The sequence below is a fragment of the Stenotrophomonas sp. S4 genome (genome assembly GCF_054187805.2).
Window position 1 is genome coordinate 1,299,840 of record NZ_CM196188.1, and the last position, 22,679, is coordinate 1,322,518.

General features: G+C 67.5%; 23 protein-coding genes. 19 read left to right on the top strand and 4 right to left on the bottom strand.

What is annotated here, in order from left to right; translation table 11 throughout:
* Nucleotide 1: 1 nt before the first annotated feature.
* The 3 genes from cyoB to cyoD are packed head-to-tail and all read left to right on the top strand — an operon-like array spanning nucleotide 2 to nucleotide 2,975.
* Nucleotides 2-1,999: a cytochrome o ubiquinol oxidase subunit I gene (cyoB, locus tag ACUZUJ_RS06005; RefSeq protein ID WP_014036395.1), complete on the top strand. Its 1,998-nt coding sequence runs from the start codon at nucleotides 2-4 to the stop codon at nucleotides 1,997-1,999.
* Entirely contained in the window at nucleotides 1,996-2,634 is a 639-nt protein-coding gene (gene cyoC / locus ACUZUJ_RS06010; RefSeq protein ID WP_049446432.1) for a cytochrome o ubiquinol oxidase subunit III, read from the top strand. Before cyoB ends, cyoC begins: the two co-directional genes overlap by 4 nt.
* Nucleotides 2,634-2,975, top strand: coding sequence for a cytochrome o ubiquinol oxidase subunit IV (gene cyoD / locus ACUZUJ_RS06015; protein ID WP_014036396.1), 342 nt, complete (start codon nucleotides 2,634-2,636; stop codon nucleotides 2,973-2,975). The genes cyoC and cyoD overlap by 1 nt, the downstream gene beginning before the upstream one ends.
* 126 nt (nucleotides 2,976-3,101) lie before the next feature.
* Here cyoD and ACUZUJ_RS06020 read toward each other — a convergent pair whose 3' ends face one another.
* Complete coding sequence (locus ACUZUJ_RS06020; protein ID WP_049446430.1) at nucleotides 3,102-5,159, bottom strand: putative bifunctional diguanylate cyclase/phosphodiesterase; 2,058 nt, start codon at nucleotides 5,157-5,159, stop codon at nucleotides 3,102-3,104.
* A gap of 149 nt (nucleotides 5,160-5,308) precedes the next feature.
* Here ACUZUJ_RS06020 and radA point away from each other — a divergent pair, with 149 nt between their 5' ends.
* From radA to ACUZUJ_RS06040, 4 genes are all read left to right on the top strand, one after another.
* Nucleotides 5,309-6,685, top strand: a complete 1,377-nt coding sequence (gene radA, locus ACUZUJ_RS06025; protein ID WP_014646395.1) for a DNA repair protein RadA — start codon at nucleotides 5,309-5,311, stop codon at nucleotides 6,683-6,685.
* 156 nt (nucleotides 6,686-6,841) lie between these two features.
* A complete protein-coding gene (locus ACUZUJ_RS06030; RefSeq protein WP_458220115.1) occupies nucleotides 6,842-8,701 on the top strand; it encodes an ATP-binding protein in 1,860 nt (619 codons plus the stop codon).
* Nucleotides 8,702-8,749: 48 nt separating this feature from the next.
* Nucleotides 8,750-11,056, top strand: coding sequence for a tetratricopeptide repeat protein (locus tag ACUZUJ_RS06035; protein WP_458220114.1), 2,307 nt, complete (start codon nucleotides 8,750-8,752; stop codon nucleotides 11,054-11,056).
* Nucleotides 11,057-11,148: 92 nt separating this feature from the next.
* Nucleotides 11,149-11,616 (top strand): hypothetical protein, encoded by a 468-nt coding sequence (locus tag ACUZUJ_RS06040; protein WP_458220113.1) that lies wholly within the window; start codon nucleotides 11,149-11,151, stop codon nucleotides 11,614-11,616.
* 137 nt (nucleotides 11,617-11,753) lie between these two features.
* On the opposite strand, the gene ACUZUJ_RS06045 is transcribed toward ACUZUJ_RS06040, so the two are convergent.
* Entirely contained in the window at nucleotides 11,754-12,548 is a 795-nt protein-coding gene (locus ACUZUJ_RS06045; protein ID WP_458220112.1) for a cytochrome C assembly family protein, read from the bottom strand.
* A gap of 122 nt (nucleotides 12,549-12,670) precedes the next feature.
* Between ACUZUJ_RS06045 and ffh the strand changes: the two genes are divergently transcribed.
* The 10 genes from ffh to ACUZUJ_RS06095 all read left to right on the top strand — a co-directional run bounded on the left by ffh (nucleotide 12,671) and on the right by ACUZUJ_RS06095 (nucleotide 19,740).
* Nucleotides 12,671-14,047, top strand: coding sequence for a signal recognition particle protein (ffh, locus tag ACUZUJ_RS06050; RefSeq protein WP_014036403.1), 1,377 nt, complete (start codon nucleotides 12,671-12,673; stop codon nucleotides 14,045-14,047).
* A gap of 146 nt (nucleotides 14,048-14,193) precedes the next feature.
* Nucleotides 14,194-15,270 (top strand): NAD(P)H-dependent flavin oxidoreductase, encoded by a 1,077-nt coding sequence (locus ACUZUJ_RS06055; protein WP_101765138.1) that lies wholly within the window; start codon nucleotides 14,194-14,196, stop codon nucleotides 15,268-15,270.
* Complete coding sequence (locus ACUZUJ_RS06060; protein WP_049446420.1) at nucleotides 15,267-16,079, top strand: aminotransferase class IV family protein; 813 nt, start codon at nucleotides 15,267-15,269, stop codon at nucleotides 16,077-16,079. Before ACUZUJ_RS06055 ends, ACUZUJ_RS06060 begins: the two co-directional genes overlap by 4 nt.
* A 97-nt stretch (nucleotides 16,080-16,176) precedes the next feature.
* Complete coding sequence (gene rpsP / locus ACUZUJ_RS06065) at nucleotides 16,177-16,437, top strand: 30S ribosomal protein S16 (RefSeq protein ID WP_005415733.1); 261 nt, start codon at nucleotides 16,177-16,179, stop codon at nucleotides 16,435-16,437.
* A gap of 44 nt (nucleotides 16,438-16,481) precedes the next feature.
* Nucleotides 16,482-16,994: a ribosome maturation factor RimM gene (gene rimM / locus ACUZUJ_RS06070; RefSeq protein ID WP_049446488.1), complete on the top strand. Its 513-nt coding sequence runs from the start codon at nucleotides 16,482-16,484 to the stop codon at nucleotides 16,992-16,994.
* An 8-nt stretch (nucleotides 16,995-17,002) separates the two neighbouring features.
* Nucleotides 17,003-17,761, top strand: a complete 759-nt coding sequence (gene trmD, locus ACUZUJ_RS06075; RefSeq protein WP_049446419.1) for a tRNA (guanosine(37)-N1)-methyltransferase TrmD — start codon at nucleotides 17,003-17,005, stop codon at nucleotides 17,759-17,761.
* 154 nt (nucleotides 17,762-17,915) lie between these two features.
* Nucleotides 17,916-18,317, top strand: coding sequence for a 50S ribosomal protein L19 (rplS, locus tag ACUZUJ_RS06080; protein WP_005408597.1), 402 nt, complete (start codon nucleotides 17,916-17,918; stop codon nucleotides 18,315-18,317).
* An 82-nt stretch (nucleotides 18,318-18,399) separates the two neighbouring features.
* Complete coding sequence (locus ACUZUJ_RS06085; RefSeq protein ID WP_014036408.1) at nucleotides 18,400-18,780, top strand: DUF6404 family protein; 381 nt, start codon at nucleotides 18,400-18,402, stop codon at nucleotides 18,778-18,780.
* A gap of 79 nt (nucleotides 18,781-18,859) precedes the next feature.
* Nucleotides 18,860-19,294 carry a DUF1801 domain-containing protein gene (locus tag ACUZUJ_RS06090; protein ID WP_049446417.1) on the top strand — a complete coding sequence of 145 codons (435 nt, stop codon included), beginning with the start codon at nucleotides 18,860-18,862 and terminating at the stop codon, nucleotides 19,292-19,294.
* A 38-nt stretch (nucleotides 19,295-19,332) separates the two neighbouring features.
* Nucleotides 19,333-19,740: a DUF1801 domain-containing protein gene (locus tag ACUZUJ_RS06095; protein ID WP_049446414.1), complete on the top strand. Its 408-nt coding sequence runs from the start codon at nucleotides 19,333-19,335 to the stop codon at nucleotides 19,738-19,740.
* Between the two features lie 116 nt (nucleotides 19,741-19,856).
* Here the strand turns inward: ACUZUJ_RS06095 and ACUZUJ_RS06100 are convergent, their stop codons facing one another.
* Entirely contained in the window at nucleotides 19,857-21,317 is a 1,461-nt protein-coding gene (locus ACUZUJ_RS06100) for an MATE family efflux transporter (protein ID WP_458220111.1), read from the bottom strand.
* A 62-nt stretch (nucleotides 21,318-21,379) separates the two neighbouring features.
* Between ACUZUJ_RS06100 and ACUZUJ_RS06105 the strand changes: the two genes are divergently transcribed.
* On the top strand, nucleotides 21,380-21,619 hold the full coding sequence (locus tag ACUZUJ_RS06105; protein ID WP_049446409.1) for a hypothetical protein: 240 nt from the start codon (nucleotides 21,380-21,382) through the stop codon (nucleotides 21,617-21,619).
* 9 nt (nucleotides 21,620-21,628) lie between these two features.
* The gene (gene hslR, locus ACUZUJ_RS06110) at nucleotides 21,629-22,036 is read left to right on the top strand and encodes an Hsp15 family ribosome-associated heat shock protein (protein ID WP_049446406.1); all 408 of its coding nucleotides are present in this window, start codon (nucleotides 21,629-21,631) and stop codon (nucleotides 22,034-22,036) included.
* Nucleotides 22,037-22,074: 38 nt separating this feature from the next.
* Here hslR and ACUZUJ_RS06115 read toward each other — a convergent pair whose 3' ends face one another.
* On the bottom strand, nucleotides 22,075-22,677 hold the full coding sequence (locus tag ACUZUJ_RS06115; protein WP_049446404.1) for a DUF937 domain-containing protein: 603 nt from the start codon (nucleotides 22,675-22,677) through the stop codon (nucleotides 22,075-22,077).
* Nucleotides 22,678-22,679 lie beyond the last annotated feature (2 nt).

Below are 22,679 nucleotides of genomic sequence, written 5' to 3' on the forward strand. Positions count from 1 at the left end.
CATGTTGGGAAAACTCTCTCTTGAGTCGATCCCCCACGATCCGATCGTGCTGACCACCCTGGTCGGCGCGGTGCTGGGTGGCCTGGGCGTCATGGCCCTGATCACCAAGTTCAAGCTGTGGGGCTATCTGTGGAAGGAGTGGTTCACCTCGGTGGACCACAAGAAGATCGGCGTGATGTACCTCATCGTCGCCTTCGTCATGCTGCTGCGCGGTTTCTCCGACGCCATCATGATGCGTACCCAGCAGGCCATCGCCGTCGGTGGTTCCGAGGGTTACCTGCCGCCGCACCACTACGACCAGATCTTCACCGCCCACGGCGTGATCATGATCTTCTTCGTGGCGATGCCGCTGATCACCGGCCTGATGAACCTGGCCGTGCCGTTGCAGATCGGTGCGCGCGACGTCGCGTTCCCGTTCGTCAACTCGCTCAGCTTCTGGCTGTTCGTGTCCGGTGCGGTGCTGATCATGCTGTCGCTGTGGATCGGTGAGTTCGCTGCCACCGGCTGGCTGGCGTTCCCGCCGCTGTCGGGCATCGAATACAGTCCAAGCGTCGGCATGGACTATTACATCTGGGGTCTACAGGTGGCGGGTTTGGGTACCACGCTGAGTGGTATCAACTTCTTCATCACCATCCTCAAGATGCGCACCCCGAGCATGAAGCTGATGCAGATGCCGGTGTTCACCTGGACCGCCCTGGTGACCAACGTGCTGATCGTCGCGGCCTTCCCGGTGCTGACCATCACCCTGGTGCTGCTGACCCTGGACCGTTACCTGGGTACGCACTTCTTCACCAATGACGGTGGCGGCAACGCCATGCTGTACATCAACCTGATCTGGATCTGGGGCCACCCGGAGGTGTACATCCTGGTCCTGCCGGCGTTCGGTGTGTTCTCCGAAGTCATCGCGACCTTCTCGCGCAAGGCGCTGTTCGGCTACAAGGGCATGGTCTACGCCACTGCCTGCATCGGCGTGCTGTCGTTCATCGTGTGGCTGCACCACTTCTTCACCATGGGCTCGGGTGCCAACGTCAACGCCTTCTTCGGCATCACGACGATGATCATCTCGATCCCGACCGGCGTGAAGATCTTCAACTGGCTGTTCACCATGTTCCGCGGCCGCGTGCACTTCACCACCCCGGTGCTGTGGACCATCGGCTTCATGGTCACCTTCGTCATCGGCGGCATGACCGGCGTGATGCTGGCGATCCCGGCCATTGACTTCGTGCTGCACAACAGCCTGTTCCTGATCGCCCACTTCCACAACGTCATCATCGGCGGCGTGGTGTTCGGCATGTTCGCCGGCATCACCTACTGGTGGCCGAAGATGTTCGGCTTCCGCCTCAACGAGTTCTGGGGCAAGTGCGCGTTCTGGTGCTGGTTCATCGGCTTCTACGTGACCTTCATGCCGATGTACGTGCTGGGCTTCATGGGCATGACCCGTCGCCTGCAGAGCACGGTCAACCCGGCCTATGAGCCGCTGCTGCTGATCGCAGCTGCAGGTGCCTTCATCGTCGGCGCCGGCATCCTGTGCCAGATCATCCAGGTGGCCGTGTCGATCCGCGACCGCAAGAAGACCGTCGACCTGACCGGCGACCCGTGGGATGCCCGTACGCTGGAGTGGGAAACCTCTTCGCCGCCGGCCTTCTACAACTTCGGCACGCTGCCGGAAGTCACCGAGCTGGACGATTTCTGGGAGCGCAAGCAGCGCGGTGAAGCCTGGCCGAAGCCGGCCAAGTACACCGACATCCACATGCCGCGCAACACCGGCACGGGCGTTGTCATCGGTGCCTTCAGCCTGGTGTTCGGCTTCGCGATGATCTGGCACATCTGGTGGCTGGCCATCGTCGGCTTCGTCGGCATGATCGCCACGTTCATCTACCGCACCTTCGACCAGGACGTGGACTACTGGGTCCCGGCCGCCGAGGTAGAACGCATCGAGAACGAACACCGCAAGCACCTGGAAGCCCAGGGCCTGGTGAAGTCGGAGCTGAAGGCATGAGCACCAATACCTCGACCCTGAGCCACGGGCACGCCGCGCACGCGGCGGCCCATGGCCATGACGACCACGAGCACCACGACACCGGCGGCAATACCGTCTTCGGTTTCTGGGTGTACCTGATGAGCGACTGCCTCATCTTCGCCTCGCTGTTCGCCACCTACGTGGTGCTGTCCGGCGGTACCGATGGTGGTCCCACCGCGAAGGACCTGTTCGAGCTGCCGTTCGTGGCGTGGGAAACCGCGCTGCTGCTGACCTCGTCGCTGACCTTCGGCCTGGGCATGATCGCCATGCACCGCAAGCAGGTCGGCCAGATGTTCCTGTGGCTGGCGGTCACCTGGCTGCTGGGCTTCGGCTTCATGTGCATGGAAGTCTATGAATTCCAGCACCTGATCCATCAGGGCTACGGTCCGGACCGCAGTGCCTTCCTGTCGGCGTTCTTCGCCCTGGTCGGTACCCACGGCCTGCACGTCAGCGCTGGCCTGCTGTGGCTGCTGGTGATGTTCGTGCAGCTGAAGAAGTACGGCCTGACCCCGACCAACAAGACCCGCATGGCGTGCCTGAGCCTGTTCTGGCACTTCCTGGACCTGATCTGGATCGGCGTGTTCTCCGTCGTCTACCTCAATGGAGCGCTGTAATGGCACATGACAACCATGCACACGACCACGCCGCCGGCGGCGAGAGCCACGGCAGCGTCAAGTCCTACCTGATCGGCTTCGTGCTGGCGGTGGTGCTGACCGTCATCCCGTTCTGGATGGTGATGTCGGGCGACTTCTCGCGCACCGTCAACGGTGTGGTGATCGCGGTCACCGCGGTGCTGCAGATGCTGGTCCACCTGGTGTTCTTCCTGCACCTGGACCGCTCTTCGGAAAGCCGCTGGAACGTCAACGCTGCGGCCTTCACCGTTGTGGTGATCGGCATCATCGTGATCGGCACCCTGTGGGTCATGCACAACATGAACGTGCACATGATGCACTGACGTCCTCGCGACGTTACCACGCAGAAAGGCCGCCCTCGGGCGGCCTTTTTGTTTTCCGTTCTCCGGTAGTGCCGGCCGCTGGCCGGCAATCAGTAGATCCACGCCATGCGTGGATGAACCGCCGCGTCACCCCACCCGGCGCAGGAACTCCTCTGCCTCCATCGGCCGTCCCAGGTGATAACCCTGCAACTGGTCGCAGCCCAGCTCGCTCAGGTATTCGCGCTGCGCCTGGGTCTCGACGCCCTCGGCCACCACCTGCAGCTGCAGGGTGCGGCCCAGCGCGATGATCGACGAGACGATGGCGGCGTCCTCGTCGTTGCGTTCCAGGTCGTGCACGAACGCACGGTCGATCTTCAGCTCGGTGGCGGGCATGCGCTTGAGGTACAGCAGGCTGGAATAGCCGGTGCCGAAATCATCGATGGCGATGTGCACCCCCATCGCGGTCAGGTCGTTGAGGATCGCCAGGCTGGCATCGACGTCCTTCATCGCCGTGGTCTCGGTGATCTCCAGGGTCAGCCGCGCCGGTTCGATCCGGTGCCGCTCCAGTGCCTCGCGCACGCTGTCCAACAGGGCCGGCGAGGAGAACTGAAGTGGCGAAAGGTTCACCGCCATCGACCATTCGGCATGCCCGGCATCGTGCCACGCACGCAGCTGCGCGCAGGCGCGGTCCAGTACCCAGTCGCCGATCGGCAGGATCAGGCCACTGCGTTCGGCAATGGGAATGAACACATCCGGTGCCAGCAGGCCCAGCTCCGGGTGCTGCCAGCGCAGCAGGGCCTCGGCGCCGGTGGCCGGTGCACCCGCCGCCGGGAACTTGGGCTGGTAGTGCAGCACCAGTTCGCCACGCGCGATCGCCTTGCGCAGGTCCTGCAGCAGGCGCAGCTGGCGGTTGGCGCTCAGCTGCATCGAGGGGGTGAAGAAGGTATAGCCGTTCCGTCCGGTTTCCTTGGTGTGGTACATCGCCGCATCGGCGTGCGCCATCAGTTCGCGCTCGTTGCTGGCGTCGTCTGGGTACAGGGCGATGCCCAGGCTGGCACTGACCTGCAGTTCGGCCGCATCCAGCGTGAACGGTTCGCCGGCGGCGGCGATGATGCGCTCGGCCACCACCACCGCATCGTCGGGAATATCGATGGCCAGCACGATCACGAACTCGTCGCCGCCGAGTCGGGCAAACGTATCCTGCGGCCGAAGCAGCCCGCCGATGCGCTGCGCCACCGCCACCAGCAGGCGGTCGCCGAGCTGGTGGCCATAGGCATCATTGACCGCCTTGAAACCATCCAGGTCGCAGAACATCACCGCCACCGCATGGTTGCGCCGCCGCGCCTTCTCGATGGCCTGCTCGATGCGGTCCTGCAGCAGCATGCGGTTGGGCAGCTGGGTCAACGGGTCGTGCAGTGCGGCCTGGATCAGCTTGTTGTTGGCGTGCGCCAGCGAGTCGGCCAGCAGCCCGGTGCGCACACGCATCTGCCGGTCGAACAGCGAGGCCACCAGGGCGATGCCCAGCGTGGCTACAGTGGTGACGATGACCAGCACCGCCAGCCAGCGCGTGTCGATGCCACCACTGCCGACGGCGCCACAGATGCTGCCTTCGGGGAAGCGCGCGGCGGCCATGCCGGTGTAATGCATGCCGACGATGGCCAGGCCCATCACCAGCGACGCGAGCGCGCGCAGGAGCAGGGTGTGGCGGTGCTCGGCGCGCAGGCGGAAGGCGATCCACAGGGCGGCGCCGGCGGCACCGATGGCCACCGCGATGGAGGCGGCAAACCAGCCCGGGTGGTAGTCGATGCCCGGCTGCATGCGCATCGCCGCCATGCCCAGGTAATGCATGGTGGCGATGCCCAGGCCCATCAGCACGGCACCGGCCAGCAGCCGGCGCCAGGGCAGGCTGGGCCGCGACACCAGCCACAGCGCATAGGCCGAGGCGCCGATCGAGACCGCCAGCGAGTACAGGGTGATGCCGAGGTCGTAGCCGACCGGGATCGGCAGGTCGAAGGCAAGCATGCCGATGAAGTGCATCGACCAGATGCCCAGGCCCATGGCCGCCGCCCCCCCGGTCAGCCACCAGCGGGCCACGCGGCCCTCGGCCGTGGCCAGGCGCCCGGCCATGTCCAGCGCCGTGTACGAAGCAAGAATGGCCACCAGCAGGGAGATGATGACCAGGCTCTGACTGTAACTGCCAGTCATGTTGAATCCAGTGGGAGAGGGAGGGGCGCCCGCAAGGCGCACGCCCGCGACCCCTATCGGCGCGGGTGGGCAGGACTTGAGCGGTCGCAGCACCTGCGACCCGGCTCGGCTATCCTGCCACGCCTGTTCCCGTTGCTGGAAATCATCCGATGGCAAAAGCCCGCACCGCCTACGTCTGCAATGAATGCGGCGCCGAATTCAGCAAGTGGCAGGGCCAATGCACCGAGTGCAACGCCTGGAACTCGCTGTCGGAAATCGTGCTGGAAAGCGCGGCGGCGGCCAAGGCGCCGGCCTCGCGCCGGGCCGGCTGGGCCGGCAAGATCGACCCGCCGAAGATCACCGCCCTGAAGGACGTGGAGCAGACCGAGCATCGCCGGGTCTCCACCGGCATCGGCGAGTTCGACCGGGTACTGGGCGGTGGCCTGGTCGAGGGCGCGGTGGTGCTGGTCGGTGGCGATCCGGGCATCGGCAAGTCGACGCTGCTGCTGCAGGCGGTGGCGAAGATGGCAGCCGAGCTGCCGGTGCTGTACGTCACCGGCGAAGAGTCGCTGGCGCAGGTCGCCGGCCGCGCGCACCGGCTGGAGCTGCCGCTGGACGGGGTCAATGCGCTGGCCGAGACCGGGGTCGAATCGATCCTGCAGCATGCATCCAAGGCCGGCCCGCGGCTGATCGTGGCCGACTCCGTGCAGACCCTGTGGACCGAGAGCCTGACCGCTGCGCCGGGATCGGTCAGCCAGGTGCGTGAGAGCGCGGCGCGGCTGGTGCGGTTTGCCAAGGAGACCGGTACCGCCGTGTTCCTGGTCGGCCACGTGACCAAGGAGGGCGGCATCGCGGGTCCGCGCGTGCTCGAGCACATGGTCGACGCGGTGCTGTACTTCGAGGGCGAGAGCGGCAGCCGCTTCCGCCTGCTGCGTGCGTTCAAGAACCGCTTCGGTGCGGTCAACGAACTGGGCGTGTTCGCGATGGGCGACAAGGGCCTGAAGGAGGTCTCCAACCCATCGGCGATCTTCCTGTCCGGCGGCAGCACCCATCAACCGGGCAGCTGCGTGATGGTCACCCGCGAGGGCACCCGGCCGCTGCTGGTGGAAGTGCAGGCACTGGTCGATGCGTCGCCGCTGTCGAATCCACGCCGTGTCGCGGTCGGCCTGGAGCAGAACCGCCTGGCCATGCTGCTGGCGGTGTTGCATCGCCACGGCGGCGTGCTGGTCGGCGACCAGGACGTGTTCGTCAATGTCGTTGGCGGCATCCGCGTGCAGGAGACCGCCGCCGACCTGCCGGTGCTGCTGGCGGTGCTGTCCTCGCTGCAGGATCGGCCGCTGGCGGAAAAGACCATCGCCTTCGGCGAGGTGGGCCTGTCCGGCGAGATCCGCCCGGTGCCCAATGGCGAGGACCGCCTGCGCGAGGCCGCCACCCATGGCTTCAAGCGCGCCATCGTGCCCAAGGCCAATGCGCCCAAAGGCGGTTCGGTGAAGGGTATGGAAGTGATTGCGGTGGAGCGTCTGTCCGAGGCTATCGACGCGGCGTGATGCCTGCCGCGCACCCGCCGGGCATCACCCGGCGTCACCACCGCGCACGTGGAATACGGCGACCGACACGGCAACGGTCAGCTTCCCTGTGCTAGTTTTTCCCGCTCGACGAAGTCGCCCTCTGGCGTCTTTCCGTGCCCAGGAGTAAACGATTACATGCAGGACACCGCGCTCATTGCCCCCAACGCCGAGATCCGTCGTGCCGGGGTCGATCTCAATGGATTGATGACGGTGCTGGGCAAGCACCTGTATTCCACCCCGGTGGTGGCGCTGCGTGAGCTGGTGCAGAACGCGCACGACTCGATCATCCGCCGCCGCATCGAGCAGCCCGGCGTCGAGGTACCTTCGCGCATTTCGGTGCAGGTCGATGCCGGTGCCGGCGTGCTGCGCATCATCGATACCGGTGCCGGCCTGACCCGCCAGGAAATCCACGACTACCTGGCCACCGTCGGCGTCGGCTATACCCGTGGCCTGCGCCAGGGCGGCGAGGACGATGATGGCCTGATCGGCATGTTCGGCCTCGGCTTCCTGTCGGCCTTCGTGCTCGCGCGCCGGGTCAGCGTGCGCACGACCTCGTACCAGACGCCGGAGCTGGGCCATCTGTACGTGTCCAGCAACGCCGAGCAGTACACCGTCAGCGAAGTGCCGGCACGCGCGGTCGGCACCGAGGTCGAACTGGAGCTGCATCCGGACTTCCTGCCGCTGGCCAACGAGGCGCGCCTGCATGAGGTGCTGGGCCGCTACTGCGCGTTGTTGTCCGAGCCGATCTTCATCGGCGCTGCGGGCGAGGCGCTCAATCCCGAGCCACCGCCGTGGCGCGGCCAGGGGGATGTCGCCGTGCATCCGGTGCAGGCGCGCCGCCAGGCGCTGCAGTTCGCTGCGCGCTTCGAGCACGATTTCGAGCCGATCGTCACCGTGCCGCTGCGTGCCGATGGCAACAGCGATGCCACCGGCCTGCTGTGGGTGCAGGACGGCGCCACCTATGGCACCAGTGACAACCGCAACCTGTCGGTGTTCGTGCGCGGCATGCTGCTGGATGACGACGCCCGCGACCTGCTGCCGCCGTGGGCCGGCTTCATCGGCGGGGTGATCGAATCCTCGCGGCTGACCCCCACCGCCAGCCGCGAAGACCTGCAGCGCGATGACCAGTACCGCGCTGTGCAACATGCCTTGCTGGAGGCGCTGATCGACGGCCTGGCCGACGTTGCGCGGCAGCAGCCAGAGGCGTGGCGACGCGTATTGAGCCGCCACAACGAGGCGCTGCTGGGCGCGGCGCTGTGCGATGACCGCCTGTTCGACCTGCTGCTGGAACACGTGCGCGTGCCGACTTCGCAGGGTGACCTGCCGGCCAGTGCGCTGCCCGCACGCGGTGCCGTGCACGTGATCCTCGACAACGGCGGCGGCTTCGAGGAAATGCTGTTCCGTGCGATGGGCGTGCCGGTCGCGCATGGCCATCGCTATGCGGTGGTGCCGTTCCTGCGGCGCTGGGCCCAGGCCAAGGGCCTGCGCCTGGTCGAACTGGGGACCGAGCAGGGCAACCGCGCGCTGTTCCGCAGCGATGACAGCCTCGACGAGGTGCAGCTGGCATGGCTGCGCGAGCAGCTGGGCGATGGCGAGCAGCTGTTGCCGGCGCGCTTCAGCCCGGAGGCATTGCCGGTAGTGGTGGTGCCCGACCGCGAGGCCGAGCTGAAGCAGCGCCTGGAGGACGACGAGAACGACAAGCGCGTTTCGATGGCGGCGCTGCGCCTGGCGCGGCAGTTCACCGCACGCATCGAATCGCGCGCACCCTCGCGGCTGTACCTCAACCTCGACAATCCGGCGGTGCAGGCGCTGTTGCGCGCCCAGCGCGAGGGCCACCCGCAGGCCGAAGCGGCGGCACGCCTGCTGCGCTCGCTGAAGATCATCGTCGCCGCGCAGGGCCGTCCCCTGGCCCGGGCAGCGACCGCCACGCCAGGCCCGGATCTCAACGGCGCCTTTACCGATATCGCCGGTGCCCTGCAGCAGATGCTGCGCTGAGCACCGCACCCTCTCATCCAGCCTTCGCTAGACAGGAGCACTTACCCCATGGACATCTGGAACTGGGTCGAAAAACTGCAGGGAGACCTGCGCCAGGCCGGCCAGGCGCAGAACGCGCACCTGCTGAACCGCCTCGCCGACGAGGTCAGCGAGCTGCAGATCGACCGCGTCGATGCACTGCTGCCCGAAGCGCGTGCGCTGGGCAAGGCACTCGACAACCCCTGGGTCGACGTCTACGTCGGCCACTGGGCGCTGCGCAACCGCGTCGGCAACCGTGTTGAAGGCGAGAGCGCACTTGGCGAAGCCGTTTCGCTGTTCGAGCGCGCACACCGCGAAGACACCCTGGAATGCCCGCAGTCGATCTGCGTGACCCAGGACCTGGCCGCCTGCTACGGCAACATCGATGGCCCGGGCTGGGTGCCCGAGCGCATCGAGGTGTGCGACGAGACCCTCGGCCGCATCGATCCCAGCTGGGCCTGCTTCCAGTGCCTGAGCTGCGAGAAAGCCGATGCGCTGCTCGACGACGGCCGTGGCCAGGAGGCGCTGGATTACCTGCAGGTGCAGTCCGATGCGATCGAGGCCTGTGGCAAGGAGGTGTTCGACAGCTTCCCGGAGATGCAGATCAAGATCCTGCTCGCCGTCGGCCGGGCCGAAGAGGCGCTGGTGCTGATCGAAAAGCGCGAGGCTGACGTGGCGGCTTCCGGTGAGTACGAACCGGCCAACTGCACGGTGCCGCGCCGCCTGTCCAAGGCGTGGGCGCTGGCCCAGCTGGGCCGCGACGAAGAGGCGCTGCAGCAGCTGGTGCCGTGGCGCGAGCTGACCCCGAACTACTGGCGGCTGTGGGCGAACACCGCTGCAGCGCTGTGCCAGCGCGACCCCGCGCGCAATACGTGGGACCTGGGCACGCGCTTCAACACGATCATCGAGCACTTCGCCCGGGTCGGTTCGCATCGCCTGCTGATCGAAGTCGCGGCGCTGAGCCTGGAGCTGGCGCTGCAGCGGGGAGCGCGCTGGGTGGCGCTGCGCCAGCTGGAGCTGGCGCGTACCCATCTGGCGCAGCTGCGCCAGGACCGGGGTGCGGCTGCGCTGGTGGCCGGCCTGGCGGCACGCATCGATGCCTTGCCGGAGATGGCACCGCTGCCGGCACCGGCGGGCGAGTTGCTGGCGTGGCTGGACGCGCAGGGCGAGCAGAACCAGGCACGCGATCCGGAGCGTGAGGCGCAGTGGCTGCTGCAGGCACAGGCGCAGCTGCCTGATGACGAGGCCTTGGCCGAGATGGCCGCCTCCGCGCTGAGCGCCTGTGGTGCACAGACGGAAGCGCGCGCATTGCTGTGGCGGTTCGTGCGCACTCACGCGCAGGATGATGGCCCGGCCGCTTATACGTTGATGCGCTGGCTGGCAGAGCAGGGTGACGACGATGGCCTGCGCCAGCTGGCCGACCTCTATCGCGGCAGCGTGCCGGTGTTCGCGCACTGGTGCGACGTGCAGCGCGCCCGCCGCGTGTCCGACTGGCCGGCGCTGGAGCAGGCCGCGCAGGCGCTGCTGGCGGCATCGCCCGGTTCGCACGGTGCGCGCGGCACGCTGGCGCGGATGTACATGGAAACCGGCCGCTTCAGCGAGGCGCAGGCCTGCTATGCGCAGCTGGTGGAGCTGCTGGAAGAGCCGAGCGCCGCGCATTGGGACCACATGAGTGCAGCCAGCGCGGCGCGTGACTGGGACGCGGTGCGCCGCTCGGCCGCAGCGATCGGCATGGAGCTGTCCAGCCAGGACGGTGTGGTCGAAGAGCCGTGGGGCTGGGTGATCATCCGCAGCGAAGAGAACGGCGAGCCGATGGAGTACTACGCCCGTCGCAGCGGCCCGGTGACCGCACGCATCGTCGAGAACGCACCGGCCAACCGCGCGCAGCAGGTGGGCGACTGGGTGGTGTTCGACGCCGCGCTGGTGCATCCGGCACCGGAGGAGGAGGAAGCGCGCGAGCACTTCATCCCGACCTATGCGCAGGTGCATGTGCTGGAGCGCGGTGGCTTCGCCCGCAGCTGGTTGATCGACGGCGCGCATCCGGGCGAAGAAGCCTGGAACGCCTTTGTCGCAGCGGCCGAGGCGCAGGGCTGGCAGGTGTGGTCGCACAGCCGCCCGGACTACATCGTGACCGATCCGGACGAGGAGGAGGGCACGCTGCCGGGCCTGCTGTTCACCGTCGCCCAGCCGCAGGACCATGCGCCGCTGGCGCTGCACCGCTTCCTGCAGCAGGAAACCGCGAAGTGGCCGCATCCGCATTGCTGGCTGCGCCTGGCCGAAGCCTGCGACCAGGATCGCCAGCCGCATCTGGATGTGATCGAGCGTTACGGGTTGTAAGCCTGGTATCGGGTAGTGCCGGCCGCTGGCCGGCAGCGTCGGGATATCCTGTGTTGCCGGCCAGCGGCCGGCACTACCTCAAGGAGAAGTACATGCGAAAGACAGGGATGTTCGTGATCGCCGGACTGCTGCTGGCCGCCACCGCGCAGGCGGCGCCGGCCTGCCAGGAACCCACCGCCGTGGCCCGCGCCTTCTTCGAGGCGACGTCGGGTGACAACGGCTTTGTGCTGGACGCACCGCAGGCGCTGGTCAGCGACGGCTTTGGCAAAGCCCTGCGTGGCGAGCGCGCCTGCCAGGCGCGCGAGCAGGGCATCTGCAACATTGACTGGGATCCGTGGCTGGACGCGCAGGACGCTGACATCGAGGGCCCGGTGACCTACCAGTGGAAGGGGGCCACGGCTGATACCGGCATGGTCGAGATCCACTACGCAGTGGAGAAGCAGGCGTTCGTGTCGCGCGTGCCGATGGTCCGCCAGGGCAAGGGTTGCTGGCAGGCCGACGACCTGATCTCCAACAACGGCCGCTCGCTGCGCCGGATCCTGGCCCAGCCTGTCCCTTGATGGTGGGGGGGGGGGGCGGCTGCGGCATCCACGCATGGCGTCGCCCTGTTGCCGGCCAGCGGCCGGCACTACCAGATTGGGGACCGACCGTTGGTTAGCAGTACCGGGGTGGGGGCCGACCGTTGGTCGGCACGCCTTTATCGCGTATGCCCGAACACCAGTTCGATCACGAACTGGCTGCCGAAGAACGCGAGCAGCAGCAACAGCATCGCCGCCAGCGTCCAGTGCACCGCCTTCATGCCGCGCCAGCCGTAGCGGCGACGGCCGATCAGCAGCACGCCGAACACGATCCACGACAGCACGCTCAGCACGGTCTTGTGCACCAGCTTCTGCGCCAGCAGGTCGTCGACGAACAGCACGCCGGTGACCAGGGTCAGGGTCAGCAGCGCGAAGCCGACGGTGATCACCCGGAACAGCAGCGATTCCAGGTCCGCCAGCGGCGGCAGCGCGCGCAGCCACGGGCGGAACTCGCGGCGGCGCAGGGCGCGTTCCTGCAGCCACAGCATGATCGCAAGCAGTGCGGCGATGCTCAGCGTGGCGTAGGCCAGCAGCGCCAGCCAGGCGTGGCTGGCCAGGCGCCAGCCCAGCACCTTGCTCGGTTCGTGGCCGTAGCCGTGGTAGGCCAGCAGCAATAACGCGGCCAGCGGGAACACCACCACGCCCAGCGCCGACATCCGCCCGCGCGCACCGACCAGCGAGGTCAGCCAGGCCATGCCCAGGCCGACCAGCGACAGCGCGGCGAAGAAGTGCATGTCCGGTCCGCCGTTGGTGCGCATCGCCACCATCACGTGGTAGCCGCCATGCAGCAGCATCGCCGGCAGGGCGGGCCACAGCCAGGTGGGGGAGCCGGTGGTTTCATCGCGGCCGAGCGCGCGCACCAGCAGGGCACTGGCAGCCAGGTAGAGCAGGACGGCGATGAGAACGATTGTCATCGTTGCAGTTTCGCATACCCCCGGGATGCTGGCGACGGCCCGGTGGTCGCAGTCCGGGCGGACAGCCGGACCCGTTATACTGTCTGCCTTATTGTCCCCCGCTTTCAGACAGGTTGCGCCGCATGTTCGAGTCCCTGACCCAGCGCCTTTCCGGCACCATCGAGCGCCTGCGTGGCCGCGGCCGCCTGACCGAGGAGAACATCCGCGAGGCGACCCGCGAAGTGCGCATCGCGCTGCTCGAAGCCGACGTTGCGCTGCCGGTGGTGCAGGCCCTGATCGAGCGCATCAAGGTGCGCGCGGTCGGCCAGGAAGTGCTGAAGTCGCTGACCCCGGGCCAGGCCCTGATCAAGGTCGTCCGCGACGAGCTGACCGCGGTGATGGGCGCCGAAGCCAGCGACCTGAACCTCAACGTACCCGCCCCGGCCATCATCCTGATGGCGGGCCTGCAGGGCGCCGGCAAGACCACCACGGTGGGCAAGCTGGCCAAGCACCTGAAGGAAAAGCGCAAGAAGAAGGTGATGGTGGTTTCGGCCGACGTCTACCGCCCGGCCGCGATCGAGCAGCTGAAGACCCTGGCCGAGCAGGTCGGCGTGCTGTTCTTCCCGTCCAGCGCCGACCAGAAGCCGGAAGCCATCGTCCGCGCCGCAATCGACGATGCGCGCAAGTCGTTCGTCGACGTGCTGCTGGTCGATACCGCCGGCCGCCTGGCCATCGACGAAGCGATGATGGCCGAGATCAAGGCCCTGCACGCTGCCGTGAACCCGGCCGAAACCCTGTTCGTGGTCGACGCCATGACCGGCCAGGACGCGGCCAACACCGCCAAGGCCTTCGGTGATGCGTTGCCGCTGACCGGCGTGGTACTGACCAAGACCGACGGTGACGCCCGCGGCGGTGCCGCGCTGAGCGTGCGCTACATCACCGGCAAGCCGATCAAGTTCGTCGGTGTCAGCGAAAAGCCGGAAGGCCTGGACGTGTTCCACCCGGACCGCATCGCCAGCCGCATCCTGGACATGGGCGACGTGCTGTCGCTGGTCGAGCAGGTCGAGCAGCAGGTCGACAAGGACAAGGCCGCCAAGCTGGCCGAGAAGGTCGCCAAGGGCAAGAAGTTCGACCTGAACGACATGCGCGACCAGCTCGAGCAGATGCAGAACATGGGCGGCATCGGCGGCCTGATGGACAAGCTGCCGGGCCTGGGCAACATCCCCGACCATCTGAAGCAGCAGGTCAGCCAGGGCAAGGAAGTGCCGCGCATGATCGCCATCATCGGCTCGATGACCAAGAAGGAACGGCGCAACCCGAACCTGCTCAATGGCTCGCGCCGCGCGCGCATCGCCAAGGGCTCGGGCGTGACCCCGGCCGACGTCAACAAGCTGATGAAGCAGTACATGCAGATGGAAAAGATGATGAGCAAGATGGCCGGCGGCGGCATGAAGGGCATGTTGCGCAGCATGAAGGGCATGATGGGCGCCATGGGCGGCCGCGGCATGCCGTTCCGTTGATGCGTTGAACACCGGCTTTTTTTGTAGAGTCGAGCCATGCTCGACTGCTTTTCTGTCGGTGCCCCGGTCGAGGTAGAGTCGAGCAAGCTCGACTCTACCCCCGTCCTGCGCGCACCATGGGGGCCTGTCCGAAACGATGGGCCGTCATGCAGAGTTCCGCTGTATCTTCCCGCGTCGAGGCGTTCTGCCGGCGCTTTGGCGTTTCCGTTCCGATCCTGCTGGCCCCGATGGCCGGCGCCTGCCCGGTGCCGTTGTCGGCTGCGCTGGCCAATGCCGGCAGCATGGGGGCGATGGGCGCGGTGCTGTCGTCATCGGCCGATATCGGCCACTGGATGGATGACTTCCGCGCTGCCTCGACGGGCCCCGCACAGGTGAACCTATGGGTGCCGGACCCGGCACCGACCCGTGATGTCGCCGCTGAAGCCGCCAGCCGCACCTTCCTCGCGCAGTGGGGTCCGGACGTGCCGGCCAGCGCCGCCGATGCCACGCCCGCCGACTTCGAAGAACAGTTCGCCGCACTGCTGGCGGCGCGCCCGGCGGTGGCCTCGACCATCATGGGCGTGCTGCTGCCGCGCCACGTACAGCAGTTGAAGGATGCCGGCATTGCCTGGATCGCCTGTGCGACCACCTTGTCCGAAGCGCGTGCGGCACAGGACGCCGGTGCCGACGCGGTGGTCGCACAGGGCGTGGAGGCCGGTGGCCATCGCGGTGCGTTCGATCCGGCGATGGCCGAGCGCCAGCTGGTCGGCCTGTTTGCGTTGTTGCCACGCCTGGCCGATCACCTGCAGATTCCGGTGATCGCCGCCGGCGGTATCGCCGACGGCCGTGGCATTGCTGCCGCACTCACCTTGGGGGCCAGCGCCGTGCAGATCGGCACTGCCTTCCTGCGCACGCCCGAAGCGGCGATCGCTTCAGCGTGGGCCGATGGATTGGCGGCCAGCGAACCCGAAGATACCTGGCCGACCCGCGCCTTCAGCGGCCGCCTGGGCCGTGGCCTGGCGACCCCCTATGTACGCGCCGCCGCTGCGGAAGGCGCCCCGGCGCCGCGTCCGTATCCGGTGCAGCGCGGGCTGACCGCGCCGATGCGCAGGCAGGCCGCGCAGGAAAACCGCCTGGCGGCGATGCAGGCCTGGGCCGGGCAGTCGGCGTGGATGGCGCCGGCACGGCCGGCCGCCGACGTGCTGCGCGGCATGTGGGAACAGGCGCAGGCACTGCTGCGATGACGCTGACCTGCAACGGCCTGCCGGCGCAGGTGGAGGATCTGCTGCCGGCGCTGGTGAACTACGGTCACTTCACCTCGCTGCAGGTACGCGACCACGCCGTACAGGGACTGGACCTGCATCTGGCGCGGCTGTCGCATGCCACGCGCGAACTGTTCGGCAGCGAACTGGATACGGCGCAGGTGCGGGGCTGGATGGCGCAGGCGCTGCGGCAGGCCGGCCTGGCCGATGCCTCACTGCGGGTGACGGTGTACTCGCGCCGCTTCGATTTCCGCAACCCGCTGGCGGCGGTGCCGGTGGACGTGCTGGTGGCGGTGTCCGCGCCGGTGACGCTGACCGCCTCCAAGCGCGTGCGCAGTGTGGCCTGGCAGCGTGAACTGCCACAGATCAAGCATGTGGGCACGTTTGGTCTGTTCGCCGAACGTCGCGCGGCGATGGCGGAAGGATTCGACGATGTGCTGTTCGTGACCGCCGATGGCGACGTGAGTGAAGGCAGCACCTGGAACGTGGCCGTTCACGATGGTGAACGGCTGCTCTGGCCGCAGGCGCCGGCCCTGCGCGGTACCGCCGAGGCGCTGCTGAAGCAGCATTGGCCGGGGGGACAGCAGACGCGGCCGCTGGCACTGGCTGAACTGGACAGTGTGAAGGCCGCTTTTGCCTGCAACGCCAGCGGCCTGTGGGCGCTGGAGGCCATCGACGGGCATGTCCTGCCCGGCTCGCAGGCACTGGCTGAACAGGGCAGGGCGGTGCTGGCGGGCGTGGCTTGGCAGGGGCTGGGGTCAGATCCCTTTTGCGTCGCAAAAGGGATCTGACCCCGGGCGAGCCCCCGGGGTTGGCTCGGCCGGGCTCTGCCGCTATAATCGCCCGCTTACCTCGCCATCCTGGCGACTGGGCAATAGGAAAAACACCATGGTCAAGATTCGACTGACCCGCGGCGGCGCCAAGAAGCGTCCGTTCTACCACATCATCGTCACCGACGTGCGCAGCGCGCGCGACGGCCGCAACATCGAGCGCGTTGGCTTCTACAACCCGGTCGCCCAGGGCGCCGAGAAGCGCATCGAGCTGGACCTGGCCCGCGTTGACCATTGGGTCAAGAACGGCGCCCAGCCGACCGACAAGGTCCGCAACCTGATCAAGGAAGCGACCAAGTCCCAGGCCGCTGCGGCCTGATCCTGACGGGCCACGCTTCGGCGTGGCCCTCTTGGTTGAAGCAGATGAAAGATATCGAGCGCCGCATCCTGCTGGGCAGGGTTGTCGGCGCTTTTGGTGTGCGCGGCGAGATCAAGCTCGAGTCCTGGACCGAGCCACGTTCCGCCATTTTCCGTTACCAGCCGTGGATCTTGCGCAGCCCGTCCGGCGTGGAAACCACGATTGAAGGTGTGCGCGGCCGCGACAGCGGCAAGCACCTGGTCGCCCGTTTCCCCGGCGTCGAGGACCGCGATACCGTCGAAGCGATGCACGGCACCGAGATCTACGTGGCCCGCAGTGCGTTGCCGCCGCCGAAGCCCGACGAGTACTACTGGGTGGACCTGGAAGGCCTGGACGTGAAGACCACCGAGGGCGTTGCCCTGGGCCAGGTCTCGCACCTGTTCAGCACCGGCGCCAACGACGTGGTGGTGGTCCGTGGTGACCGCGAGCGGATGATTCCGTTCGTGCAGCCGGACTTCGTCAAGTCGGTCGACTTCGAGGCCAACCTGGTCGTGGTCGACTGGGATCCCGAGTTCTGAGTGTGAGCATGCGTTTCGACGTCATCACCCTGTTCCCCGAGTTCCTCGCCCAGTCCGCTGGATTGGGCGTGGTCGGGCGCGCGCAGGAGAAGGGGTTGTTCAGCCTGCATGGCTGGAACCCCCGTGATTACGCCGAAGGCAACTACCGCCGGGTGGACGACCGTCCGTTCGGTGGTGGCCCCGGCATGGTGATGCTGATCGAGCCACTGCAGGCCTGCCTGCAGGCGATCCGTGATGCCGATCCGACCCCGGCGCGGGTGATCCATCTCAGCCCGCAGGGTGCGCCGTTGACCCAGGCCAAGGTGCGGGAACTGGCGGCGCTGCCGCGCATGGTCCTGCTCTGTGGCCGCTACGAAGGCATCGACGAGCGTTTCCTGGAGGCCAATGTCGACGAGGAAATCTCCCTCGGCGACTACGTGCTGTCCGGTGGCGAGCTGGGCGCGGCGGTGATCATCGACGCCGTGGCCCGCCTGCAGGACGGTGCCCTGAACGACGCCGAATCGGCGGCGCAGGACAGCTTCGAGGGCGACCTCGGCCTGCTCGACTGCCCGCACTACAGCCAGCCGGCCCAGCACCCGCTGGGTGACGTGCCGGACGTGCTGCGCTCGGGCAACCACGCGGCCATCGCGGCCTGGCGCCGCCAGCAGTCGCTGCTCCGGACCGCCGAGCGGCGCCCGGACCTGCTGGATGAACAGGCACTGGGCAAGGCCGACCGCAAACTGCTGGAGCAGGGCCGCCAGGCCCGCAACCAGAAGGCCAGCCCCTAGCGCAGGGCTGGCGTTATCGGCTATCATGGCCAATTCCCGTCGGCCCCGGCCGGCGCGCGCAGTACCCAAAACAAACGTGCAGCACAGTCCGGTGACTGCATGAGCCTACGTTGTCGATACGACACGCCCACCCGAACAAGAATCGGTGTAACCCATGAGCAAGCTGAACAAGTCCATCGTCGCGGAATTCGAATCCGCCCAGATCACCCGTGAACTGCCGAAGTTCAGCCAGGGCGACACCGTTGTCGTCAACGTGAAGGTGAAGGAAGGCAGCCGCGAGCGCGTGCAGGCCTACGAAGGCGTCGTCATCGCCACCAAGAACGCCGGCCTGAACTCCTCGTTCACCGTCCGCAAGATCTCGCACGGCTACGGCGTCGAGCGCGTTTTCCAGACCCACAGCGCCATCATCGACTCGGTCGAAGTGAAGCGTCGTGGTAAGGTCCGCGCCGGCAAGCTGTACTACCTGCGTGGCCTGGAAGGCAAGGCTGCCCGCATCAAGGAAGACCTGGCTGCCGCTGCTGCCGCCAAGGCTGCCCGTCTGGCCGAAAAGGCCTGATAAACAACTTCGGTTGTTGCCGCGACGGCCACCTTCGGGTGGCCGTTTGCGTTTCCGGCACCGCATCGGCCACGATCGGGTGATGAACGACATCAACCGGCACTATCCCGCTGTCATCCAGTCGGCGCTGCGCTTCCTGGACGACAAGGGGCTGGCGCGCGTGCAGTCGGCGCCGCTGCTGCATCGTGTGCTGTGGCGCATGGGCATCGCGCTGCCACCGCCGATCCTGGCCGGCTTCGGCACCAATGCGCTGGTGCAGGGTCTGCTGTTCGGGCTGTTCTGGACCGCGCTGATGTGGCTGATGCTGTGGCAGGGCAGCGAGCGCCCGTTGGCCTTGCTGCTGGCGGCCGGACTGTTGGCCGGTGCCCTGTTCGGCGTGGTGATGGCGGCGCTGATGCGCTCGCTGCGCCGCCACCGCAAGTTGCCGGACTGGCGGCAGTTCCGGGCGCGACAGGCGGACTGAGCCGATGGCGCACCGCGCCGTGACCGGCAGGCACGCGCCGCGCTAGGCTGCGGCTTCATCCCGATGGACGTGCCGTGCGATGCCTGCCAAGCGAACCGCACCTTCCGCCGCGCCCACGCTGTTGTCCGGCGGCAATCCGCAGATTGCCAAGGGCGAGGGCGATGCCCCGGTGCAGGCCTATATCGCGGCAATGACGGACTGGAAGCGGCCGATCGGCGAACAGCTGGATGCGCTGATCGCGCAGGCAGTGCCTGGCGTGCACAAGGCCGTGAAGTGGAATTCGCCGATGTATGCGGTGGCGCCGGGCGCAGGCTGGTTTCTCAGCTTCCATTGCTTCACCCGCTACATCAAGGTGGCGTTCTTCCGCGGCGCTGCATTGACGCCGGTGCCGCCCGAGCCGTCCAGGAGTGCCGATACGCGATACCTGCACATTGCACAGGATGGGGTGCTGGATGAAGCACAGCTCCTCGACTGGGTGCGCCAAGCCGCGGCATTACCCGGCGAGCGCATGTAAGCGCACCGTTCCGATCCCCTTGCCAACGAGAACCGCTGATGTCCACGCACGCGCCGAACCCTGCCGATGCCGGAACCCCGGCCGCTGAACTGATCGATGCACGCATCGCCGAGCTGGGCGACTGGCGTGGCGAAGCGCTGGCACACGTGCGCGCCTTGATCCATGAAGCGCTGCCGGACGTGCAGGAAACCTGGAAGTGGCGCGGCACGCCGGTATGGGAGCATGACGGCATCCTGTGCACCGGCGAAACCTACAAGCAGGCGGTGAAGCTGACCTTTGCCAACGGTGCCGCGCTGGCGGACCCGAAGGGCCTGTTCAACGCCAGCCTCGACGGCAACACGCGGCGTGCGATCGACATCCATGAAGGTGCGGTGCCGGATGCCGCTGCGTTCAAGGCGTTGCTGCGCGCGGCGGCGACGTTCAACGCTGCGAAGAAGAAGCGGTAGAGCCGGCCGCTGGCCGGCTGTTTTGCGATGCTTCCGGAGAGGTGTGAAGTTGCCGGCCAGCGGCCGGCACTACCGTGCATTGACCGATCCATGAAGTTGCCGGCCAGCGGCCGGCACTACCGCAGTGGCGCGGCATCCGGGTCGGCCACCGGCGATGGTGGGCAGGCCGGAATCTCCGACGGCGTGGCCAGTTCTTCGGCGTGCGAGGGCTTGCCCATCATCTTCGCCTTGCGCCAGCCACCCCAGCGGTAATACGCCAGTGACAGCAGCATCGAGACCAGCGAGCTGGCCGGGAAGCTCCACCAGATCGCATCGGCGCCCCAGTACGGCTGCAGCAGTTCGGCGAACGGCACGCGCACGCCCCACAGCGAGCCGGCCAGGATCAGCAGCGGCGGAATCACCGCGCCGGTGGAGCGCACCACGCCGGAGATCACGAAGCTGACGCCGAAGAACAGGAACGAGCCGATCACCACGTGGTTGAGGTGGCGGGCGATGTCCAGCGCCTGGCTGGCCGGTGGCAGGAACAGGGCCAGCAGCTGGCGATCGAACACCACCAGGGGCAGGATCAGCGCGCCGGTCAGCAGGAAGTTGAACAGCACGCCCTGGCGCGCGGTGCCGCGTACGCGGTCCCAGCGCTGCGCACCGACGTTCTGTGCGGCCATCGACGAGCACGCCGCGCCGATCGCCATCGCCGGCATCTGCAGGTAGTTCCACAGCTGCAGGGCAGCACCGTAACCGGCGCCGGTGTCGGTGCCGTACTGGTTGACCATGGTCATCAGCAGGATCACCGACAGCGAGATCAGCACCATCTGCAGGCCCATCGGCACGCCCTTGACCACCAGCGCCTTGAGGATGGTCATGTCGAGCTTGAACAGGCGCATGTCGGCGCGGCCCAGCCACAGGGTGTGGCGCTTGTGCCGCATGTACAGCAGCAGGCCGGCCAGCGACAGCGTCTGCGCGACCAGCGTGGCCCAGGCCGAGCCGGCGATACCCAGCGCGGGGAACGGCCCCATGCCGAAGATCAGGACCGGGTTCAGCACGATGTCCAGCGCCACCGACACCATCAGGAAACGGAACGGCGTGCGCGAGTCACCGGCACCGCGCAGTGCGGCGGTGAGGAAGGCGAACGCGTACAGCGTCGGCATCGCCAGGAAGATGATCTGCAGGTAGGCCTCGGCCAATGGCAGCGAGGCGGCCGGCGTGCCCATCGCCGCCAGCAGCGGATGGGCCATGAACCAGCCGGCGATGGCGATGATCACCGACAGGCCGATGAAGAAGGTGGCACTGGTGCCGACCACGCGCCGCGCCTGCGCGATGTCGCGCGCGCCGATCGCCTGGCCGATCAGGATGGTCGAGGCCATGCCGAAGCCGAACACCGAGCCGATCAGGAAGAACATGACGTTGTTGGCGTTCGCAGTGGCGGTCAGTGCCGCCTCGCCGAGGAAGCGCCCGACCCAGACCGCATTCACCGAACCGTTCAGCGATTGCGCGATGTTGCCCGCCAGGATCGGCAGTGAAAACAGCAGGAGATTGCGGCCGATCGGGCCGGAGGTCAGGTCAAGCGGCGCTTTGGCCATGGAGTGGTGATCGAATCCCGGGAGGCGCACACTAGCACCAAGCCGGTTTGCGGGATGTGGCAATGCATCAACGACTGCAGGTGAAGCGGAGCGTGGCGCTGGCCTTGATCAGCGCTGTACTGGCCGCATGTTCGATGGACGACCGGCTGGGCGATACCCAGATCCGGCCGACCGACCGGCCCGAGTGCCTGGTCGGCAGCCAGCGCCAGGACCTGGCCTCCGGCGTGCGGCCGCTGATCGGCGGCACCGGCTGCCGGGCCGATCCGGACAACCCGCGTCCTCTCAACAAGCCACCGGAGTAGTAGCGAACAATGCCCGAGCTTTCCCCGTTGTCGCCCAGTGTCCGCCTGGACATCTGGCTGTGGGCGGCCCGTTTCTTCAAGACCCGCAGCCTGGCCAAGCAGGCCATCGAAACCGGCAAGGTCAGCGTCGCGGGGCAGCGCCCGAAATCCTCACGCGCGGTGCGCGTCGGCGAGCAGCTGCAGGTCGACCGTGGCGAGGAGCATTTCGAGATCCAGGTGCTGGGGCTGAGCGATCAGCGCGGGCCAGCGCCGACGGCGCAGCAGCTGTATGCCGAGAGCGAGGCCTCCAGGGCCCGTCGTGCTGAACAGCGTGCGCTGCGCATCGCCGCACGCGATGGGTTCCAGCCGCCGGAGCACAAGCCGGACAAGCGCGCACGGCGCTTGATCCGCGCGCTGGGCGATATTGACGCGCTGTAGGTAACAGGGCGCCGGACCGGGTCCGGCGCCCGCAAACCTCAGCGCTTGCCGCCGAGCAGGTTGCCACCGAGCTTGAGCAGGTCGCTCATGCCGAACTGGCCGTCGCCGTCCTGGTCCAGCACGCTGCCGAGCAGGCCGCCGGCGATGCCGCCCTGCTGCTGCACCTGCTGCTTTTCCTGGCCGAGCGCCTGGCTGAGCGAGCCGGCATCGGCCTGGCCGCCACCGAGGCGCTGGGCCAGGAAGGCCATCACGATCGGCGCGAGGATCTGCAGCAGCTGGCTGGTGCGGCCGCTGTCGAGCTGGGTGGCCTGGGCCAGGCCGGTTTCCACCTTCTGCTGGCTGCCGCCGAAGATGTGGCCGAGGATGCCGGCGCCGTCGCTGGCGGCACCGCCGCCGCCGCCGCCCAGCACCGAACCGAGCACGCTGCCCAGATCCAGTCCACTGTGGTTGTTCTGCAAGGCGCCGAGCAGTGCCTGCGCGCCCTGCGGCTGCGAGGCGTTGTTGCCCAGCGCGCCCATCAGCACCGGCAGCGCGGCACTGATCGCGCCGGAAGCCTGGGTATCGCTGATGCCGAGCTGCTGCGACACCTGCTGCAGCGGGGCGCCCTGCAATTTGGCGAGAAGTTCGTCGGTCAGGCTCATCT

What these genes read in the sequence shown, in the direction of transcription:
- ACUZUJ_RS06040 (WP_458220113.1), top strand. Translation starts at nt 11,149, where the DNA reads ATGCGAAAGACAGGGATGTTCGTGATCGCCGGACTGCTGCTGGCCGCC.
- ACUZUJ_RS06100 (WP_458220111.1), bottom strand. Translation starts at nt 21,317, where the DNA reads ATGGCCAAAGCGCCGCTTGACCTGACCTCCGGCCCGATCGGCCGCAAT.
- cyoC (WP_049446432.1), top strand. Translation starts at nt 1,996, where the DNA reads ATGAGCACCAATACCTCGACCCTGAGCCACGGGCACGCCGCGCACGCG.
- radA (WP_014646395.1), top strand. Translation starts at nt 5,309, where the DNA reads ATGGCAAAAGCCCGCACCGCCTACGTCTGCAATGAATGCGGCGCCGAA.
- ACUZUJ_RS06035 (WP_458220114.1), top strand. Translation starts at nt 8,750, where the DNA reads ATGGACATCTGGAACTGGGTCGAAAAACTGCAGGGAGACCTGCGCCAG.
- rpsP (WP_005415733.1), top strand. Translation starts at nt 16,177, where the DNA reads ATGGTCAAGATTCGACTGACCCGCGGCGGCGCCAAGAAGCGTCCGTTC.
- ACUZUJ_RS06085 (WP_014036408.1), top strand. Translation starts at nt 18,400, where the DNA reads ATGAACGACATCAACCGGCACTATCCCGCTGTCATCCAGTCGGCGCTG.
- ffh (WP_014036403.1), top strand. Translation starts at nt 12,671, where the DNA reads ATGTTCGAGTCCCTGACCCAGCGCCTTTCCGGCACCATCGAGCGCCTG.
- ACUZUJ_RS06115 (WP_049446404.1), bottom strand. Translation starts at nt 22,677, where the DNA reads ATGAGCCTGACCGACGAACTTCTCGCCAAATTGCAGGGCGCCCCGCTG.
- ACUZUJ_RS06105 (WP_049446409.1), top strand. Translation starts at nt 21,380, where the DNA reads ATGCATCAACGACTGCAGGTGAAGCGGAGCGTGGCGCTGGCCTTGATC.
- hslR (WP_049446406.1), top strand. Translation starts at nt 21,629, where the DNA reads ATGCCCGAGCTTTCCCCGTTGTCGCCCAGTGTCCGCCTGGACATCTGG.
- ACUZUJ_RS06020 (WP_049446430.1), bottom strand. Translation starts at nt 5,159, where the DNA reads ATGACTGGCAGTTACAGTCAGAGCCTGGTCATCATCTCCCTGCTGGTG.
- rimM (WP_049446488.1), top strand. Translation starts at nt 16,482, where the DNA reads ATGAAAGATATCGAGCGCCGCATCCTGCTGGGCAGGGTTGTCGGCGCT.
- rplS (WP_005408597.1), top strand. Translation starts at nt 17,916, where the DNA reads ATGAGCAAGCTGAACAAGTCCATCGTCGCGGAATTCGAATCCGCCCAG.
- cyoB (WP_014036395.1), top strand. Translation starts at nt 2, where the DNA reads ATGTTGGGAAAACTCTCTCTTGAGTCGATCCCCCACGATCCGATCGTG.
- ACUZUJ_RS06045 (WP_458220112.1), bottom strand. Translation starts at nt 12,548, where the DNA reads ATGACAATCGTTCTCATCGCCGTCCTGCTCTACCTGGCTGCCAGTGCC.
- ACUZUJ_RS06055 (WP_101765138.1), top strand. Translation starts at nt 14,194, where the DNA reads ATGCAGAGTTCCGCTGTATCTTCCCGCGTCGAGGCGTTCTGCCGGCGC.
- ACUZUJ_RS06060 (WP_049446420.1), top strand. Translation starts at nt 15,267, where the DNA reads ATGACGCTGACCTGCAACGGCCTGCCGGCGCAGGTGGAGGATCTGCTG.
- cyoD (WP_014036396.1), top strand. Translation starts at nt 2,634, where the DNA reads ATGGCACATGACAACCATGCACACGACCACGCCGCCGGCGGCGAGAGC.
- ACUZUJ_RS06030 (WP_458220115.1), top strand. Translation starts at nt 6,842, where the DNA reads ATGCAGGACACCGCGCTCATTGCCCCCAACGCCGAGATCCGTCGTGCC.
- ACUZUJ_RS06095 (WP_049446414.1), top strand. Translation starts at nt 19,333, where the DNA reads ATGTCCACGCACGCGCCGAACCCTGCCGATGCCGGAACCCCGGCCGCT.
- ACUZUJ_RS06090 (WP_049446417.1), top strand. Translation starts at nt 18,860, where the DNA reads ATGCCTGCCAAGCGAACCGCACCTTCCGCCGCGCCCACGCTGTTGTCC.
- trmD (WP_049446419.1), top strand. Translation starts at nt 17,003, where the DNA reads ATGCGTTTCGACGTCATCACCCTGTTCCCCGAGTTCCTCGCCCAGTCC.